This window comes from Shewanella sediminis HAW-EB3, assembly GCF_000018025.1.
In the GTDB taxonomy this organism is placed as follows: Bacteria; Pseudomonadota; Gammaproteobacteria; order Enterobacterales; family Shewanellaceae; genus Shewanella; species Shewanella sediminis.
In genome coordinates this window covers 1,844,602-1,861,242 of sequence record NC_009831.1, presented here as the reverse complement: position 1 = coordinate 1,861,242, position 16,641 = coordinate 1,844,602, and the positions used below count along the sequence as shown (strand labels likewise).

Below are 16,641 nucleotides of genomic sequence, written 5' to 3'. Positions count from 1 at the left end.
GGTATAACACTGGAATTAACACTCCCATAAAAAAAACGCCGTGCTGGAAAGCGCGGCGTGTGTTTTTGGCAAGCCTGGACTATTAAACCTGAGGCATTAAATCTAAGCTATTAAATTCGTGACAGAGCCTGCTCCAGGTCGACAATCAGATCTTCAACCGACTCCAGACCGACGGAGATCCTTAACAGACTCGCGCCAATCCCCGCAGCCTCCCTCTCTTCATCTGAGTATGGAGAATGCGTCATGGATGCAGGATGTTGGATAAGTGATTCGGCATCACCCAGACTCACGGCAATAGCAAAAAGGTGTAAGCCATTAATAAATTTGATGCTCTGTTCCAAACTGGCATCGAGCTCGAAGGCAATGACTCCACCGGCTCTTTTCATCTGCTGCCCTATGAATTGGTGGCCGCTATGTCCCTTGATCCCCGGGTAATAAACCTTGGTGACCCTATTGTGATTCAGTAAATATTGCGCGATCACCTCTGCATTATCACAATGCCGCTCGAGTCGTACATCTAATGTCTTAAGTCCCCTTAAGATCAGCCAGGCATCATGGGGGGAAAGAACTCCACCTAAGTCTTTCAAGGTCTCATATTTAATCTTTTCAATCTGCTCATCAGAACCACAGATAATGCCGGCGATGACATCACCATGGCCGTTCAAATATTTAGTCGCACTATGAATAACGATATCGATACCGTGACTCAGTGGTTGCTGAAGAAGCGGAGTCATAAAGGTATTATCGACAATGCTGATCAATCCATGTTGCTTCGCGATCTCTGCAATTCCATCGAGGTCGAATACATCGAGGTGTGGGTTGACCGGGGTTTCACAGAATATGACTTTAGTGTCAGAGGTTATGGCATCAGCAACCGCGTTCAGATCATTAAAATCCACCAGCGTCACTCGAATGCCAAACTTTACCAGTTGGCTGGTCACCAAGGAGAAAGTACAACCGTAAACGGCTTTAGAGGCGACGAGATGATCCCCATGGCTCAAATTAGCCAATAAAGCCGATGATACCGCCGCCATGCCCGACGCGGTTGCCGTGGCGGCCTCAGCCCCCTCCAAAACAGCCATCTTTCGCTCAAGTTCGGCTGTCGTCGGGTTTCCCAGACGAGTATAAATATAACCCGCTTCATCGCCTGCAAATCTCGATGCCCCCTGCTCGGCACTGTCAAAGACAAAGGTGGCACTCTGACATAGAGGCGAGACTAAGGCTCCAGAGCTGTCTTTGATGTGTCCTGCATGTATCACTTTCGTGGCGGGCTTCCATTTATCCTGCATAAAATCTCTCCAAGGTCTGATATCCAAACCACCTCAAGAATAAGCGAGTCGCTGTTCGAGCCGTGTTTGAATAGAGCATCACCGACGGTTAGATTTATTATGTATAAAGTGTCAGTGACAACTCACCTTGACCGCTATTCACTGCCCGAGCAAACAATAGACAAAAATTTAACGGGGTTAAGATGTAAAATCTTTGTTACGAGATACGCTTTTGGTTAAAACCGCCGAAGAGAAATCTTTAAGATCCAGGAGTAATTCTTTATGGATACCAGACAACTTAGGACGCGATTTCTCCTGAAACGAGATGGGCCTACACAGCGCCATAGCCTGATAACCCAGTCTGGCTGTCAGCAAACCACCACCAAGGCCTTGCCCTAATCTGGCGGAGAGCTTGCCCGACATTTCGACAGACAATAGTTGTGTCCCCAGATCTGTGATTATTTCACTGGTACCGGCATAAACAATGTTGGTAATAATGCCCCGTATTAACTTGATACGGCTCCAATAACCCAGCTCGATGCCATAACATTCTGCAATTTTATATATCATACGTTGGTTACGCCAAAGAATGATCGCCATATCTAACAAGGCTAACGGGCTGGCAGCTAAAAGAAGCGCCGACTCTTGAGAAAATCTTCTTACATATTTTTTGGCAATAAGGTCCCTTTCACTCAATACCAGCTCATCGAATAAAATAAGCTTCTCGGCATCATTATGCTCATCATTGATAGAGGATAGGTATCGACTCAAATCCACATCTTTCGGCAATTGAGAGAGCAACTTATTGATAAACTTATCCGCTTCGCCAACCTGCATACTTTGCGACAGTCGGTCACCGGTTTGTTGCGCCTCTTCAACCGATCTGAGTCTTGCTAACTTACGCCACTCGCTCACAGTGATTGTGCCGGCCCATAAAGAGATAATTGAAGTGACAGTGACATAGAGCCCAAATAACCAAGGGCTTTCAATCCAGGCGCTCTGTAACCCTAACAGGGTTTCAGTCACCACCAGACCAAGCACACCTACCAAAGAGAGCTTAGCAAGTACTGACCAACGTCGTTGACGGGGAGACTTCCCCCTTTTACTTTCGGCATCGAAGGTCGCATCGAACGCGGCATCAATATCGCCTTCTATGCTATCACCTTGCTCGGCTAGTGGTTCTGTGGTGAATTCCAGCGGCTGTTCATCGTAATGCTGAGCGCCTTTCAGAGTAGGAGATGCTGCTTCGATAACGGGCTCGAACGCCTGCTTTTTTTTTAGACCATTTTCACTTTCATGCATCATTGTTCTACCATTATGAAAATATTACTTGCTAACTCTTCAAGTTTAGCTGTTTCCCGGCTCAATAAAGATGCTCAGAGCATTATCAAGCCGTTAGTTGAGCTTATCACCGAGCAGGTATTGAAGCAGGTGATCTAATCGTATGTGCTCAAAGTCGGCGCCTTGTGTTGAGGCTGTGACTTGTGGCGGCGCAAAATGCGTGAACTCGAAGCCTTGCGTATCCCAAAATGAAGCTTGAGGAAGCATCTTTGGGACCTCTCCGGGAAAGACGGTCACCGTTTTTTGCTGTGACAGGTCGACGCCATGTACAACCTCCACTTCCGCACTACCCGATCTGACCATGGCATGTTTAGTCGCTTTAATTGCGCTAATCGCCATCACTTCGACCTCACAGCCTTCAAATTTAGCCTGTTTCTGACTCTGTTTCACGAGTTGAGTCAATAGCGAAAGAACATTACCCTGCTGATCTCGTGTGATATGGTCCACCTTACTCGCGGCGAACAGTAACTTGTCAATTCTTGGGGAAAATAACCGCTTAAGGATATTTGATTGACCAAATTTAAAGCTCTCCATTATTCCATTGAGGGCTTGAGTCATGTCATCAAACTGATCTTTACCACTATTGAGCGGAGTAAAACAATCCACCAAGAGTAACTGTCGATCAAATTTTGCAAAGTACTCCCTATAAAAAGGCATGATCACTTTGCTCTGATATTGTTTGTATCGAGTCTTCAATACTTGATAGGCTGTATTTGATGCGCCCGCATCCAACTGAGTGACGGTTTTGGCAGATAAACCCAGCAGAGGAAACAGGGCTAAAACGGGCGTATCTACAAGCTCGCCGGGCAATAGTAGTCGTCCTGGTTGAGCATAATAAAAACCATGCCCATTGACGCAATCGAGCAATAGTTGCTGATAGAGGGAGGCAATCTGTTTCAGTTGCGCGGCATCAGCCTCACCAAAGAGGTCTAATTGAGATACGGCCTCATTAAAAGGGCCGTAACAATCGGACTTCTTGAAGATATGCTCACGCCTGGTCTGACTCATAGACCACTGACTAAAGCTCTGCTTCAGCATGGGCAGGTCGAGTAACCATTCCCCCGGGTAATCGATAATGTCGAGATAGAGTGTCGCACTATCTGTCAGCTTTGCTAACAGTCCCTTTTGAGGTTGGTATCTGATAGCTAACCTCAGCTCACTGATGCTCCGCGTAGAAGCTGGCCACTGAGAAGGGGTCTGCTTGAGCGAAGCCATCGCCTGCTCATAATCGAAACTGGCAACGGTTAAGTCTGGTTGAAGGTCCCGCTTCACTCCGTATAGGCGCTCCTCTCGGGTCACTTGCCAAAGAGGCAGGTTATTACTCTTACCAATTAAACCCGCGTTGAGAAGTTGATTCACTAAACCCGTAATAAAAGCGGTTTTACCGGCCCCGGAGAGTCCGGTCACGGCTAATCGAATATGTTTATCGGAAGTTCGGTGCGCAAATGCTTGTGTCTTTTGGCTAACTTTTTTACCTAACTTAGAAAAAGAGCGGTTTATACTACCCATAGCCTGCACTTAAAAGTTATTCGGGCGGTTAGACCGCCCATTGGAAGGATTAAAGATTATTGATCTCTTGTTTAAGATCGAAGCTATCTGATGTGACATGGCGTTCTAATTTTTGAAGCCTTATTTCTAAGCTTCTAAATTGTGTGTTCACATCCCTGAGTGCCATCTTGGCAGGCTCACCCGCTTGCCAAATTTTCTTCTTTATCTCGATATCTTTATGCGCTGTTTTATCTTTTGCAGTTCCAGGCTTAATATCCAATATCATCCATAACAAAACATAGATAACTAAAACAATACCCGAACCACCTAAAAGAAAAATTGATGCCGCTAGGACCCTGACAAGCCAAGTTTCAAAGTTAAAGTAATCGGCTATCCCTGCACATACTCCAGCAATTTTACCTGATTGAGGAATTCGGTATAAGGTACGCCCATTAGCTTCACTCATCACGGCTCCTCCATTGTGGCGACTCAGTGTCTAAAATCGATTCCAATGTATCAATACGTTGAGCCATTTTGTCGGCTCTGGTGATTAGTTCATTAAGCTGAGAATACTCTTCATCAGTAAGTCCCTGGCTCACTTGACGCTTACTGCGATAGTGAAGAATCAGCCATATGGGAGCCACTATTATCAAAAAAATAATAATTGGGGCCATTAAAATATCCGCGTTCATAGCTCACCTCTGAATTGTGATTACTTAGACTTAGTTTTAGTCTTACTGCCTTTGACTTTTGCCTTAAGCGCTTCAAGCTCAGCGGTCACTGAATCTTCAGCTTCTAGCGCTGCAAACTCATCACTTAAACTCTTTTTGTTGCCCAGGTCATAAGCTTCGACCTGTGACTCCAGCCCCTCAACACGACGTTCATATTGCTCAAACTTAGTCATCGCGTTATCAATCTTGCTAGAATCGAGTTGACGCTTAACATCTAATCGAGAAGAAGCTGTCTGCTTACGCATAATAATCGTCTTCTGACGCGCCTTTGCGTCGGCAAGCTTCTCTTGAAGAAGGTTAACTTCCTCTTTTAGACGAGCGATCTGCTCTTCAACCATGACTAACTCTTGCTCTAATGTGGCGACGAGTTCAGCGGCCTTCTGCTTCTCAATTAAAGCCGCTTTAGCAAGATCTTCGCGGTCTTTAGATAAAGCCAATTCCGCTTTATCCTGCCAATCCTGAACTTGAGTCTGCACTTTAGAGATACGACGTAGTAGCTCTTTCTTCTCAGCTAATACTTTAGCCGATGTTGAACGAACCTCAACTAAGGTGTCTTCCATCTCTTGAATTATCAAGCGTACCATTTTTTCTGGGTCTTCGGCTTTATCCAGTAGTGCACTGATGTTTGAATTAATGATATCTGCGAAGCGAGAGAAAATTCCCATGATGCTGTCCTTTAATTAACGTTGGTTTCGAAGATATTAATCCACTTTCTGTGCCAACTTTTCATATTTCATATAATACAGATACTTAACCAATATATTAACTTTTTCTTTCTTTTATTAACAGAGAGACTTATTATTAATTTCACCAATTATTAGCGTGAAAGACTAAAACTTACTGTGCCAAATCAATTTCAGCAAGATAATCTCATCGGACAATCTAATGCACTGTTAGAAGTATTGGAGCACGTGTCTCAAGTTGCGCCTCTTTCCAAGCCGGTATTGATCATCGGCGAACGAGGCACGGGTAAAGAGTTAATAGCTGAACGCTTACACTATCTGTCTACGCGATGGGATCAAAGTTTTATTAAGCTTAACTGCTCCTCTCTTAGTGAGAATTTACTCGAAAGTGAATTGTTTGGCCACGATGCAGGGGCCTTTACCGGTGCGAGTAAGAAACATGAAGGACGGTTCGAAAGAGCTCACGGTGGTACACTTTTCCTCGATGAGCTGGCGAATACTTCAGGGTTGATTCAGGAGAAGCTACTCAGAGTCATCGAATATGGTGAGTTTGAGCGCGTCGGGGGCAGCAAAACAGTCCAAACCGATGTGAGACTCGTCTGTGCAGCCAATGAAGATCTCCCCTCATTAGCGGATGCAGGAGAGTTTCGTGCCGATCTGCTCGATAGGCTGGCCTTCGATGTGATCACCTTGCCACCTCTACGCCATAGAACAGAAGATATCATGCCTCTGGCCGAATATTTTGCGGTCGGTATGGCAAGGCAACTGAAAATGGAACTATTTGAAGGTTTTAGTCCAAGGGCGATACAGCAACTCATGGAATATTCATGGCCGGGGAATATTCGTGAAATAAAGAATGTGGTCGAACGCAGCGTTTATCGTAATGCGGAAACGCAGGCACCGATAGCCAATATTATTCTGGATCCTTTTGCATCTCCTTATCGACCGACACAAAGAGTGAAGACCCTGGAGCGCCAGCAATCGATGCCATCGGTAGAACCTGCGCCTGTACAGAACGCCAATCCAGATAGTCAAAATCCTTCCTCGGAAGTCATTAATTTTCCGATTGATTTCAAAGATCATTGTGAAGGTCTTGAAGTTAATCTACTAAAACAAGCATTAGAAGCGGGTCAATTTAATCAAAAGAAAACCGCCGAACTCTTAGGCCTAAGTTACCATCAACTGCGCGGGATCCTAAAAAAATACAACCTTCTCGATAAAACTTAACACTCATTAATAAGATATGCTCATTGCTCATAGGTTATTTGCACTGCTAAAATGGCTGACAAAGTTCTGAACAAATGATTTTTTTGATGAGAGTGCTGATAAAGCGTCTATCTGCCTACTCCACAGCTGCATGCATCTTCTGCTTGCTTACCGGCTGTGGGCCGCAGTATGTTCCTCCGGGATTGGTTTATTGCTCCGAGGGTAACCCCGAGTCTTTCAACCCTCAACTTGTAACCTCTGGTACTACTATCGATGCTACCTCCCAGCAGATTTACAATGGTTTGGTCGACTATAATGCCACTTCCGGGCAGATCATTCCCTCTCTGGCAACACAGTGGCAGATAAGTGAAGATGAACTCACCTACACCTTTCAATTGAGAAAAGGGGTTAAGTTTCATGACTCGGTTCGGTTCACTCCTTCAAGAGCCTTTAATGCCGATGATGTGCTGTTCTCATTCAACAGAATTATCGATACCAGCCACCCGTATCATGCCGTCTCCAAAACCGGTTATCCATTTTTTCAAAGTATTGGTTTCGATAAACTGATAAACAAGATTGAAAAAATATCAGACTATGAAGTCGCCTTTCACCTTAATAATAAAGACGCGTCTTTTCTTTCAAACTTAGCGGCCGGCTTTGCCATTATTTTATCTGAAGAGTATGGCCAACTCCTCATTAAACAATCCAGTGAAGAGACCATAGACAGACTTCCAATAGGCACGGGGCCGTTTAAATTTGTCCAATATGTGAAAAATGAATATATTCGCTATCACAGGAATGAAAAGTATTGGCGTTCACTTCCGCAAGCTGAACTCCTTGTCTTCGATATCACACCCAAGAGCACATCCCGTCTGGCAAAATTGATCACCGGAGACTGCACGGTTTCCGCACTTCCCAAGGCCGGAGAGTTGCCGGTTGTACTTGAACATGAAGAGTTGAAAATTGACTCACAGCCCGGGTTTAATGTGGCTTTCTGGGCTTTTAATACTCAAAAGCCTCCATTCGATGATGTCAGAGTGAGAAGAGCTTTAGCGCACGCCGTAGACAGAGACAATATTCTCAGAGCCGTTTATCAAAAGACCGCCGTTGCTGCGACAGGCATGTTGCCTCCGATGTCTTGGGCATATTCAGAGAATAAGAGCATTATCGAATTCAATCCACAAAAAGCTAAACAGCTTTTAGAGCAAGCCGGTGTCGAAAACTTAACTGTCGATATTTGGGCCATGCCCGTTGCCCGGATCTACAATCCTAATGCCCATAAGACAGCCGAGCTTATCCAGGCTGATCTGGCTAATATCGGGGTAAAAGTGAATATCATCAGTTATGACTGGAGCGTGTTCAATCAGAAGTTAAGCCAGCGAAGTTATGACTCGGTTTTAATTGGTTGGAATGCCGATAATAGCGATCCAGATAACTTTTTCACTCCTATTCTCAGCTGTTCGTCTGTCGCCTCTAACAGTAACCGTTCACGTTGGTGCAGCCCTGAATTCGATAGTATTCTTGCCAAGGCAAGAGCAACGACCTCTCGGGCTGAACGAAAAATTCTCTATCAACAAGCGGAAGCAATGTTTGCAGATAAACTGCCTATGCTACCGTTCGCTCATGCCACCCGACTCGCATTTAAACACAAAGATGTTAAACAAAGCCGATTGACTCCTTTCGGAGGAATATCATTTAGTGGTAATGATAACGATGATATCAGCGATGTTAATATTGAGGTTAAGCACTAATGGCACGATACCTTCTTCGCAGGCTGAACCTTTTTCTTGCAACCTCTTTTGTACTGTTTATCGTGCTGTTCATTGTAACCAGCCACTTTCCGGTTGAAAAAAGTTTTGCGCTAACCGGATTACACTCACCCAATGCACAGCAAATAGAACAGATAGAGAAGAATTACAGCCTAAATGATGGACAATTCAGTCAATTTTTCTCCTATCTGCAGCAAAGATTAAGTGGGGATTTAGGTATCTCAGCCACCTCTCAACGACCCGTTATCGAAGAACTGGCATCGGTACTTCCGGCATCATTTGAACTGGCGGCCGTTTCAGCCATGCTGGCATTAACATTGGGGATCCCGCTCGGGGTGCTTGCCTCCTTGAGCAGACATAAAATTACACAACACACGATTATGGCAATAACCTTAACCGGATACTCAATTCCGGTATTTTGGTTGGGCCTGACTCTCTCTCTGTGGTTTGGCGTTCAGCTCGGCTGGCTGCCGATTTCAGGCCAGTTAAACCTGCTCTATGAGATAGAACCAGTCACCGGATTTGTATTGATAGACACCCTGTTATCAGATTCGCCGTACAGTACCTCGGCATTTATAGATGCCTTACTGCATATCATCCTACCGGCTATCACGCTGGCAGTTTTGCCCTTCACTGTTGTGGTCAGAATTACCCGAGCGGCAATCATCACGATTATGGATCAAACCTATATTAAGGCTGCAGAGGCCCGAGGGCTTCATACCTCACGGGTAGTATTACGTCATGCATTACCTAATGCCCTAATTCCGGTCTTAAAAAATCTGGGATTAATGTTAGGCCCATTCGCCAGTTACGCCATGGTAGTAGAGGTTATTTTCGCCTGGCCCGGTGTCGGTGCCTGGCTCGTATCGGGAATATATCAACGCGATTACACCGTTATTCAGGGTGGGGTCTTGGCTGTCGCATTGATCATCATCTTTATCAGTATCATGATTGAAGTACTTTATACGGCCATCAACCCTCTCAGCAGGAAAGAACTTTATGCCTCAAATTAAGATCTATCAGGAAGATGAGATCCCATCTCCCATGAAAAAGATCTGGCACTCTTTTTCTGATAACCCATTTGCATTTGCTGGCTTATGGGCTGTTATTGGTATCTTGTTACTCTCAATATTTGGCCCTCTCATTGCCCCCTATGCGCCAGAGCAACAAGATCCTCACGCATTGCTGCTTGCGCCCTCTTGGGACCCGGCTGGTACCGTTGAGCACTTTCTTGGAACCGATGATCTGGGCAGAGATATCTTTAGCCGCTTACTACATGGGGCACATCTGACATTCGGAATGGCATTGGGCATAGTCGTAACCGCATTGACTTTAGGCTTCGTTATCGGTGCGGTAGCAGGAATGATGAAAGGGTTGAAGTCGAGCATTTTAAGCCATCTGCTCGATGCACTTCTGTCAATTCCGTCACTTCTGATGGCGATTCTCGTTGTCGCGGTAATGGGCCCGGGGCTTAATAATGTATTTTGGGCCGTCGGACTCGCTCTCACCCCACAGTTTGTTCGCTCAATACACCAAGCCATTCATGAAGAGTTACAGAAAGAGTATGTGACAGCGGCGAAACTCGATGGTGCGAATCCGTTTCAGGTATTTTGGTATGTTATTATGCCTAATGTTTGGGATACTGTGATTATTCAAACCACCTTAGGCATATCTGCGGCTATTCTGGATATTGCGGCTTTAGGCTTTTTGAATCTAGGTGCACAGGCCCCGAGTCCGGAATGGGGTGCGATGGTTTCACAAGGTATGGATAATTTATTAACTGCACCTTGGACGGTCACCATTCCCGGCATTGCCATTTTATGCAGTGTACTTGCAATTAACTTAGTCGGTGACGGCTTGCGATCGGCGCTATCGCCTATCAATAACTAGACGTGTAGTTACCCGTTATGCCATTACTTGATATTCGAAACCTTACAATCGAACTTGACACGCCCCACGGACGAGTCAAAGCACTCGAAAGAGTCAGCCTAACGATTAATCCTGCCGAGATACACGGTCTCGTCGGTGAATCCGGCTCGGGTCGCAGCCTGCTTGCAAGAGCGATTTTAGGGATCCCCGGTCATAACTGGCGCATACAGGCCGATCGTATGATGTGGGATGGTCACAACCTGTTAGAGATGAGTCCAAAACAACGACGGAACTTAATGGGCAGTGAAATAGCCATGATATTTCAAGATCCCTCCAGTAGCTTAGACCCTGTTATTGTGGTTGGGGATCAGCTTATTGAAGCCATGCCCGAAAATAGGAAGCTTCATTTTTGGCTGCGAGCGAAAGACAAGAAGCGTACGGCAGAAAAATGGCTACATAAGGTTGGCATCAAGGACACGCAGAAAGTCATGTCCAGCTATGCGTGGGAGCTCTCTGAGGGCGAATGTCAGAAAGTCATGATTGCGATTGCGGTTGCAAACCAGCCACGCCTTCTGATCGCCGATGAACCCACAAATTCCATGGAAGCTAAAACTCAAGCCCAGATATTCAGGCTGTTGACCAAATTAAATCAATTACACAATGTTTCGATATTACTTATCAGCCATGAACTGGAAACCTTATCAATTTGGTGTAACCAACTTTCCGTCATGTATTGTGGCCAGATAATGGAGTCAGGTCCTACATCTGAAATTATCAATCAGCCATTTCATCCCTATACTAAAGCCCTACTGAACAATATTCCTGACTACTCGGGTCTGGTACAACACAAGTCGATGATGAAAACCTTGCCAGGTTCGGCTCCTGCATTGCAACACCTCCCCATTGGCTGTCGCTTAGGTCCACGCTGCCCCGAAGCGCAGAAAAAATGCGTTAATCAACCCAAACTGTGCCATAAGAAGAACCGCTATTTTGCGTGCCATTTCCCATACCATGAAGAGCCATGTAATGACGACGCCACTACTACAAGTTAATAATCTCAGTAAGCGCTTTTTTACCGGTTACAAGAGATTTAGACGTACTTATACCCAAGCACTGGACCCTGTTTCATTTGAGCTAAACACAGGCGAGACCTTGGCTATTGTCGGTGAGGCGGGTTCAGGCAAGAGTACACTTGCACGAATTCTTGTTGGCGCAGAGACTCGCAGTGGCGGAGAGATCTATTTCGAAGGCGATGCACTAGAGACCCGAAACCTGAAGCAACGTTGTAAATTAATCAGAATGATTTTTCAAGATCCTAACACTTCACTCAACCCGAGATTAACTATCGGCGATCTTTTAGATGAACCTCTCAAGTTCAATACAAGTCTCAATGAAAAAGAGAGAAAAGAGCAAGTGGTCGACAAACTGAGAAAAGTCGGCCTGCTGCCGGAACATGCTGAATTTTATCCTCATATGATATCTGAAGGAATGAAGCAGCGGGTAGCCGTTGCCCGCGCCTTAATGCTAAATCCAAAAATCATCATTGCCGATGAGGCGTTAACGGCACTGGACTTATCGGTACGTTCGCAGATCCTCAACTTGCTGCTTAAACTACAGAAAGAGATGGGACTCTCCTATATTTTTGTCTCACACAACCTCAATATCATTCGCCACTTTAGTGATAAGATTATGGTCTTGCATAATGGACAAATGGTGGAAAAGGCCACAACAGAAAATTTATTTAACTCTCCTCAACATGAGTATACCCAAAGGTTAATTCAAGAGCAGGCATTGTTAAATCCCAAACGCTAAAAAGGTTCAAACAGGACGTTGAACTGCTCCAACCACTGGATAATTTATCAAATTTGACGAAAAACAAGTGCCATTTCACGTTCGATTAATTATCCTATCGTCACTTTTTTAAGAGAAGCAGAAAAATGATAATCAAACCTAAAACACGTGGCTTTATCTGTACCACCACTCACCCTGTTGGTTGTGAAGCTAATGTACTCGAGCAGATCAATACCACTAAAGCTAAAGGTGTACTCACTAATGGCCCAAAAAAAGTATTAGTCATCGGTTCTTCTAGTGGATATGGTCTATCTTCACGTATCGCTGCCGCATTTGGTAGTGGCGCTGCAACTCTGGGTGTTTTTTTTGAAAAGCCGGGAACAGAGAGAAAACCTGGTACAGCCGGTTGGTACAACTCGGCCGCATTCGATAAATTTGCTAAAGCCGAAGGTCTATACTCTAAGAGTATCAATGGCGATGCATTCAGCCACGAAGCCAAACAAAAGGCGATCGATATAATCAAAGCCGATTTAGGCCAGATTGATATGGTTGTATATTCTCTCGCCTCTCCGGTTCGAAAGTTACCCGACTCAGGGGAGCTTATTCGCTCATCACTTAAGCCTATTGGTGAAACTTATACGGCAACGGCTGTTGATACCAATAAAGACTTAATCATTGCAACAAGCGTAGAACCTGCAACGGAACAAGAGATCCAAGATACAGTAACCGTCATGGGCGGTGAAGATTGGGAACTTTGGCTAGCGGCCCTTTCAGATGCAGGCGTACTCGCCGATGGCTGTAAGACTGTTGCTTACAGCTATATCGGAACCGAGCTGACTTGGCCTATCTACTGGAATGGTGCACTAGGCAAAGCCAAGATGGACTTAGACCGTGCAGCTAAAGCTTTGGATGAGAAACTATCAACAAAAGGTGGTAGCGCCAATGTCGCCGTACTTAAGAGTGTAGTGACCCAAGCCAGCTCAGCCATTCCGGTGATGCCTCTGTATATTGCCATGGTCTTTAAAAAGATGCGTGAAGAGGGCTTACACGAAGGTTGTATGGAACAGATCAACCGCATGTTTGCAGAACGCTTATACCGTGAAGACGGTCAAGCACCTCAAGTCGATGACACCAACCGCCTTCGCCTGGATGATTGGGAATTGCGTGAAGAGATCCAGCAGCATTGCCGTGACCTCTGGCCATCGGTAACAACCGAAAACCTGAGCGAGCTGACCGATTATCGCGAATATAAAGAAGAGTTCTTGAAGCTGTTTGGTTTCGGAGTCGAAAATGTTAACTACGAAGCCGATGTTAACCCTGAGGTTAATTTCGATGTAGAGCAGTTTTAAACCCCATCAAATATTTTTTAATCAGCTGTTATTAAACAATATTTATTAAATGTGCGTCACTTCTAAAAGTGGCGCATTTTTTTTATTTAAAACTCCAACACACCGATACATTCAATTACACTGAGCCATCTTTATAGTAGAGGAAACTAAAATGAAAATCAGTGCGCGTAATTCACTTAACGGTAAGATTAAGTCTATCCAAGAAGGCTCAGTAAATAATGAGGTTGTTATCGAACTGGCTCCTGGTGTGGAGATCACTTCAGTGGTAACTAAGGCATCATGTGAGCACTTAGGGCTTAAGGTTGGCGGCAGTGCATACGCGGTAATTAAGGCGAGTAATGTTATGGTTGCCGTAGATTAATCACTACAAACCACTGTAACGCTCTTAAATGCAATATATCGAAGATATGTTGCATTGATACCCCATTCTCTTTTTAAGCCTTCAAATCCCTCCTGTTTGTATTAAAGCCCCAAAACATTCGCGGCTAAAGCCGCTCCTACATAAATAAAATTTATCTCCAGCCCTATTGAAACCTCAAGCCCTCAAGCATTTCATCATTTAAAGAATCGCAGGCATAAAAAAAGCCAGCAAATGCTGGCCTTTTATTCATTTGACTAACGACTTTTAGTTATTGTGCCGACGAGTAAAGCACTTCACCGTTCGCTTTCAGTGTTGCGATAAGTGCTCTGTAGTCACCTTCGCTATACTGCGAGCTTAATCTTTGCTTCAAAGAGCTCAACATATTGTCATCGATAGCTTCTGCTGCATTAACCTTATCGAGCACGACTACCGCATAACCAGAAGCAAGTGCAACGGTATCAACCACTGCACTAGCAGCTGGCTGAGCCATCTGGAAAGCCTTACCGACGATAGCACCATCGATCTCCTGGTCGAAACGACCCAGTTTAGTCTTGGTGATAAAATCAATGCCTGCAGAGTCTGAACTGAATGATGTCATTAACTCTTGAGCCTTAGCCCGTGCGACCTCATTAGCTTGCTCCTGTTGCAGACGCTCAACAATGGCAGACTTAACCTTAGCAAAATCAACGGTACCGGCTGCGGTATGAGACTTGATGCGAACAACCATCGCGTGGTTAGCTTCAATCTCAATAACATCACTGTTCATGCGATCGAGCAACACGTTAGTCGAGAATGCAGCCTTCAATACCTCAGGGTTATCAAATGGCGCAGGTGCGTTGTTTCTAGAAAATACAGGCGTAGATTTAACTTCAATACCTAACTCTGTCGCCGCTTCGCTTAACGTATCAGGAACTTCATAAGTCACATCGGCAAGAGTCTGCTGCAGACCAAAATACTGATCGACTGCTTGCTTCTCTTTCAGCTGGGCAAGGATCTTACTCTTCACATCTTCAAATGCCGCTTCAGCAGCAGGCTGAACATCGAGTAGCTTGATGATGTGGTAGCCAAAGCTGGTTTTAACGACAGCTGAATATTCACCTTTAGACAGTGAATAAAGCACTTCGTCAAATGCTGGCTCCATGACGCCAGGCTCAAACCAGTCTAACTGACCGCCTTGCTCACCACTGAAAGTATCTTCAGATTCAGCTTTAGCTAATTCAGAGAACTCTTCACCCGCTTGTAATTTAGCGTAGATTGCATTGGCCTTTGCCTTAGCTGTAGAGTCATCGTCACCAAGGCTAACGAGAATATGCGCAGCTAAACGCTTTTCAGCTTTTAGGTACTGCTGCTTATTCTCATCATAATAAGTCTTAGCTTCTTCATCAGAAACGGTTACTCCGGCAGCCATATCCTTTGCATTGAGTTCAATATATTCAAGGCTCAATGTTTCAGGACTCATAAACTGGGCTAAATTTGCATCGTAATATGATTTTGCCTGTTCATCTGTAACAACAGCTTCGGCGATGAAAGGCGCCGCATCAACCCAATGGTAGCGAATATCACGAGTCTGACCTTGAATATCGGCAAGATAGTTTGCTTCACCTGGAAGTACAAATTCAGAGCCCACTAACGAAGCGACCAGCTGACGACGAGTCATATCGGTGCGCATCATATCTCTGAACGAGTTCGCTTGGTAGCCAAGCTGTCGAAGGATAGCCTGATATCTATCATTATCGAACACACCATCAGTTTGAAATGCAGGCTCTGTCATGATGGCATTTTTGATCTGTGCATCAGATACTCGCAGACCTAAGTCTGTAGCGGTCTGATCTAATAATTTCTCTGCAACAAGGCGCTCTAAAACGCTTTGCTTTACACTCGATAGATAACGTTCATCAGCCGATAACGCTGCAAACATCTCGCCTAGCTGTTGCTCTAAACGAGCGCGCTCATTTTGATAGGCTTGTTCTAAGGCTGATTCACTGATCTCTTCACCATTAACGGTGGCAGCGGCTGCCTCTGTAGATGATCCTAGGTAACTACTCACGCCAGTAAATGCAAAGGAAAGTATTACTAGAACCAGAATGCTTTTTGCAATCACGCCCTGTGAGCCTTCGCGAATCTTTTCTAACATCTGATATCTCGCTCGTTGCGATTAATAAATAAAAAGGCGCATCACTTTGGGAGATGCGCCTTTTCGTAAACTTTAGGTGGTTAGCATTTAGGTGTTGCTAAGTGCCTACCTTGTCTCATTATTCGTAAAAAGCACCGCTAAAGCAGTGCTTATCATTACGACGCTCTCTATGAATGCATGAAGCTTCACAAAGTGCGGTAAAACTGATTTAGTTTACAGCGTCTTTCAGAGCTTTACCTGCTTTGAATGCAGGAATATTAGCTGCTGCGATTTTGATCTCTTTACCCGTCTGTGGGTTGCGACCAGTACGCTCAGCGCGTTGACGCACTTCGAAAGTACCAAAACCAACAAGAGAAATCTTATCGCCTTCTTTTAAGCCGTCAGTTACAGCTCCAATGAAAGAATCTAATGCACGGCCAGCAGCGGCTTTAGAAATGTCAGCACCAGAAGCGATTTTCTCGATTAGTTCAGATTTGTTCATGTCATCCCCTTGAATGTGATTTTTTTGCGCCGCAACCGAATCCTTCTCTGGAGCGGTCTGCGGAGGCTTTTTATAACAAGCTTGAATCTAAAGTTCAAGATCTATAGGAAAAGCAAATAAATAAAATTGGAAATAGCTCAAAACCAGTTGCCATAAGGGCTTGAGGGGTT

The 16,641-nt window shown here is 44.9% G+C and carries 16 protein-coding genes; 8 read left to right on the top strand and 8 right to left on the bottom strand.

The genetic code is table 11. The features are described 5' to 3' along the window. Positions 1-110: 110 nt before the first annotated feature. From SSED_RS08085 to pspA, 6 genes are all read right to left on the bottom strand, one after another. Positions 111-1,289, bottom strand: coding sequence for a trans-sulfuration enzyme family protein (locus SSED_RS08085; protein ID WP_012141906.1), 1,179 nt, complete (start codon positions 1,287-1,289; stop codon positions 111-113). Between the two features lie 177 nt (positions 1,290-1,466). Next, positions 1,467-2,573: a TIGR01620 family protein gene (locus tag SSED_RS08080; protein WP_012141905.1), complete on the bottom strand. Its 1,107-nt coding sequence runs from the start codon at positions 2,571-2,573 to the stop codon at positions 1,467-1,469. Between the two features lie 90 nt (positions 2,574-2,663). Next, a complete protein-coding gene (locus SSED_RS08075; RefSeq protein ID WP_012141904.1) occupies positions 2,664-4,118 on the bottom strand; it encodes a YcjX family GTP-binding protein in 1,455 nt (484 codons plus the stop codon). 49 nt (positions 4,119-4,167) lie between these two features. Continuing rightward, on the bottom strand, positions 4,168-4,563 hold the full coding sequence (gene pspC / locus SSED_RS08070; protein ID WP_012141903.1) for an envelope stress response membrane protein PspC: 396 nt from the start codon (positions 4,561-4,563) through the stop codon (positions 4,168-4,170). After that, positions 4,556-4,789 carry an envelope stress response membrane protein PspB gene (gene pspB / locus SSED_RS08065; RefSeq protein WP_012141902.1) on the bottom strand — a complete coding sequence of 78 codons (234 nt, stop codon included), beginning with the start codon at positions 4,787-4,789 and terminating at the stop codon, positions 4,556-4,558. The genes pspC and pspB overlap by 8 nt, the downstream gene beginning before the upstream one ends. Before the next feature lie 20 nt (positions 4,790-4,809). Then, complete coding sequence (pspA, locus tag SSED_RS08060) at positions 4,810-5,493, bottom strand: phage shock protein PspA (RefSeq protein ID WP_012141901.1); 684 nt, start codon at positions 5,491-5,493, stop codon at positions 4,810-4,812. Positions 5,494-5,670: 177 nt separating this feature from the next. On the opposite strand from pspA, the gene pspF reads away from it, so the two are divergent. The 8 genes from pspF to SSED_RS08020 all read left to right on the top strand — a co-directional run bounded on the left by pspF (position 5,671) and on the right by SSED_RS08020 (position 13,856). Continuing rightward, positions 5,671-6,738 (top strand): phage shock protein operon transcriptional activator, encoded by a 1,068-nt coding sequence (gene pspF, locus SSED_RS08055; RefSeq protein ID WP_012141900.1) that lies wholly within the window; start codon positions 5,671-5,673, stop codon positions 6,736-6,738. 86 nt (positions 6,739-6,824) lie between these two features. Continuing rightward, a complete protein-coding gene (locus tag SSED_RS08050; RefSeq protein WP_041421596.1) occupies positions 6,825-8,468 on the top strand; it encodes an ABC transporter substrate-binding protein in 1,644 nt (547 codons plus the stop codon). After that, positions 8,468-9,499 carry an ABC transporter permease gene (locus tag SSED_RS08045; protein ID WP_012141898.1) on the top strand — a complete coding sequence of 344 codons (1,032 nt, stop codon included), beginning with the start codon at positions 8,468-8,470 and terminating at the stop codon, positions 9,497-9,499. Before SSED_RS08050 ends, SSED_RS08045 begins: the two co-directional genes overlap by 1 nt. Next, entirely contained in the window at positions 9,486-10,376 is an 891-nt protein-coding gene (locus tag SSED_RS08040; RefSeq protein ID WP_012141897.1) for an ABC transporter permease subunit, read from the top strand. Before SSED_RS08045 ends, SSED_RS08040 begins: the two co-directional genes overlap by 14 nt. Positions 10,377-10,393: 17 nt before the next feature. Beyond that, entirely contained in the window at positions 10,394-11,407 is a 1,014-nt protein-coding gene (locus SSED_RS08035) for a peptide ABC transporter ATP-binding protein (RefSeq protein WP_012141896.1), read from the top strand. Then, the gene (locus SSED_RS08030; protein WP_012141895.1) at positions 11,382-12,167 is read left to right on the top strand and encodes a peptide ABC transporter ATP-binding protein; all 786 of its coding nucleotides are present in this window, start codon (positions 11,382-11,384) and stop codon (positions 12,165-12,167) included. Before SSED_RS08035 ends, SSED_RS08030 begins: the two co-directional genes overlap by 26 nt. A 125-nt stretch (positions 12,168-12,292) precedes the next feature. Further along, positions 12,293-13,495: an enoyl-ACP reductase FabV gene (fabV, locus tag SSED_RS08025; protein ID WP_012141894.1), complete on the top strand. Its 1,203-nt coding sequence runs from the start codon at positions 12,293-12,295 to the stop codon at positions 13,493-13,495. A gap of 151 nt (positions 13,496-13,646) precedes the next feature. Then, positions 13,647-13,856 carry a TOBE domain-containing protein gene (locus SSED_RS08020; RefSeq protein ID WP_012141893.1) on the top strand — a complete coding sequence of 70 codons (210 nt, stop codon included), beginning with the start codon at positions 13,647-13,649 and terminating at the stop codon, positions 13,854-13,856. Positions 13,857-14,124: 268 nt separating this feature from the next. Here SSED_RS08020 and SSED_RS08015 read toward each other — a convergent pair whose 3' ends face one another. Further along, positions 14,125-15,990, bottom strand: a complete 1,866-nt coding sequence (locus SSED_RS08015; RefSeq protein WP_012141892.1) for a SurA N-terminal domain-containing protein — start codon at positions 15,988-15,990, stop codon at positions 14,125-14,127. A gap of 208 nt (positions 15,991-16,198) precedes the next feature. After that, on the bottom strand, positions 16,199-16,558 hold the full coding sequence (gene hbs, locus SSED_RS08010) for a non-specific DNA-binding protein Hbs (protein ID WP_223295990.1): 360 nt from the start codon (positions 16,556-16,558) through the stop codon (positions 16,199-16,201). Between the last annotated feature and the right edge of the window lie 83 nt (positions 16,559-16,641).

Excerpts from the sequence above, each read along its gene's own strand:
- SSED_RS08085 (WP_012141906.1), bottom strand. The coding sequence starts at position 1,289 with ATGCAGGATAAATGGAAGCCCGCCACGAAAGTGATACATGCAGGACAC.
- SSED_RS08080 (WP_012141905.1), bottom strand. The coding sequence starts at position 2,573 with ATGATGCATGAAAGTGAAAATGGTCTAAAAAAAAAGCAGGCGTTCGAG.
- SSED_RS08075 (WP_012141904.1), bottom strand. The coding sequence starts at position 4,118 with ATGGGTAGTATAAACCGCTCTTTTTCTAAGTTAGGTAAAAAAGTTAGC.
- pspC (WP_012141903.1), bottom strand. The coding sequence starts at position 4,563 with ATGAGTGAAGCTAATGGGCGTACCTTATACCGAATTCCTCAATCAGGT.
- pspB (WP_012141902.1), bottom strand. The coding sequence starts at position 4,789 with ATGAACGCGGATATTTTAATGGCCCCAATTATTATTTTTTTGATAATA.
- pspA (WP_012141901.1), bottom strand. The coding sequence starts at position 5,493 with ATGGGAATTTTCTCTCGCTTCGCAGATATCATTAATTCAAACATCAGT.
- SSED_RS08050 (WP_041421596.1), top strand. The coding sequence starts at position 6,825 with ATGAGAGTGCTGATAAAGCGTCTATCTGCCTACTCCACAGCTGCATGC.
- SSED_RS08045 (WP_012141898.1), top strand. The coding sequence starts at position 8,468 with ATGGCACGATACCTTCTTCGCAGGCTGAACCTTTTTCTTGCAACCTCT.
- SSED_RS08040 (WP_012141897.1), top strand. The coding sequence starts at position 9,486 with ATGCCTCAAATTAAGATCTATCAGGAAGATGAGATCCCATCTCCCATG.
- SSED_RS08035 (WP_012141896.1), top strand. The coding sequence starts at position 10,394 with ATGCCATTACTTGATATTCGAAACCTTACAATCGAACTTGACACGCCC.
- SSED_RS08030 (WP_012141895.1), top strand. The coding sequence starts at position 11,382 with ATGACGACGCCACTACTACAAGTTAATAATCTCAGTAAGCGCTTTTTT.
- fabV (WP_012141894.1), top strand. The coding sequence starts at position 12,293 with ATGATAATCAAACCTAAAACACGTGGCTTTATCTGTACCACCACTCAC.
- SSED_RS08020 (WP_012141893.1), top strand. The coding sequence starts at position 13,647 with ATGAAAATCAGTGCGCGTAATTCACTTAACGGTAAGATTAAGTCTATC.
- SSED_RS08015 (WP_012141892.1), bottom strand. The coding sequence starts at position 15,990 with ATGTTAGAAAAGATTCGCGAAGGCTCACAGGGCGTGATTGCAAAAAGC.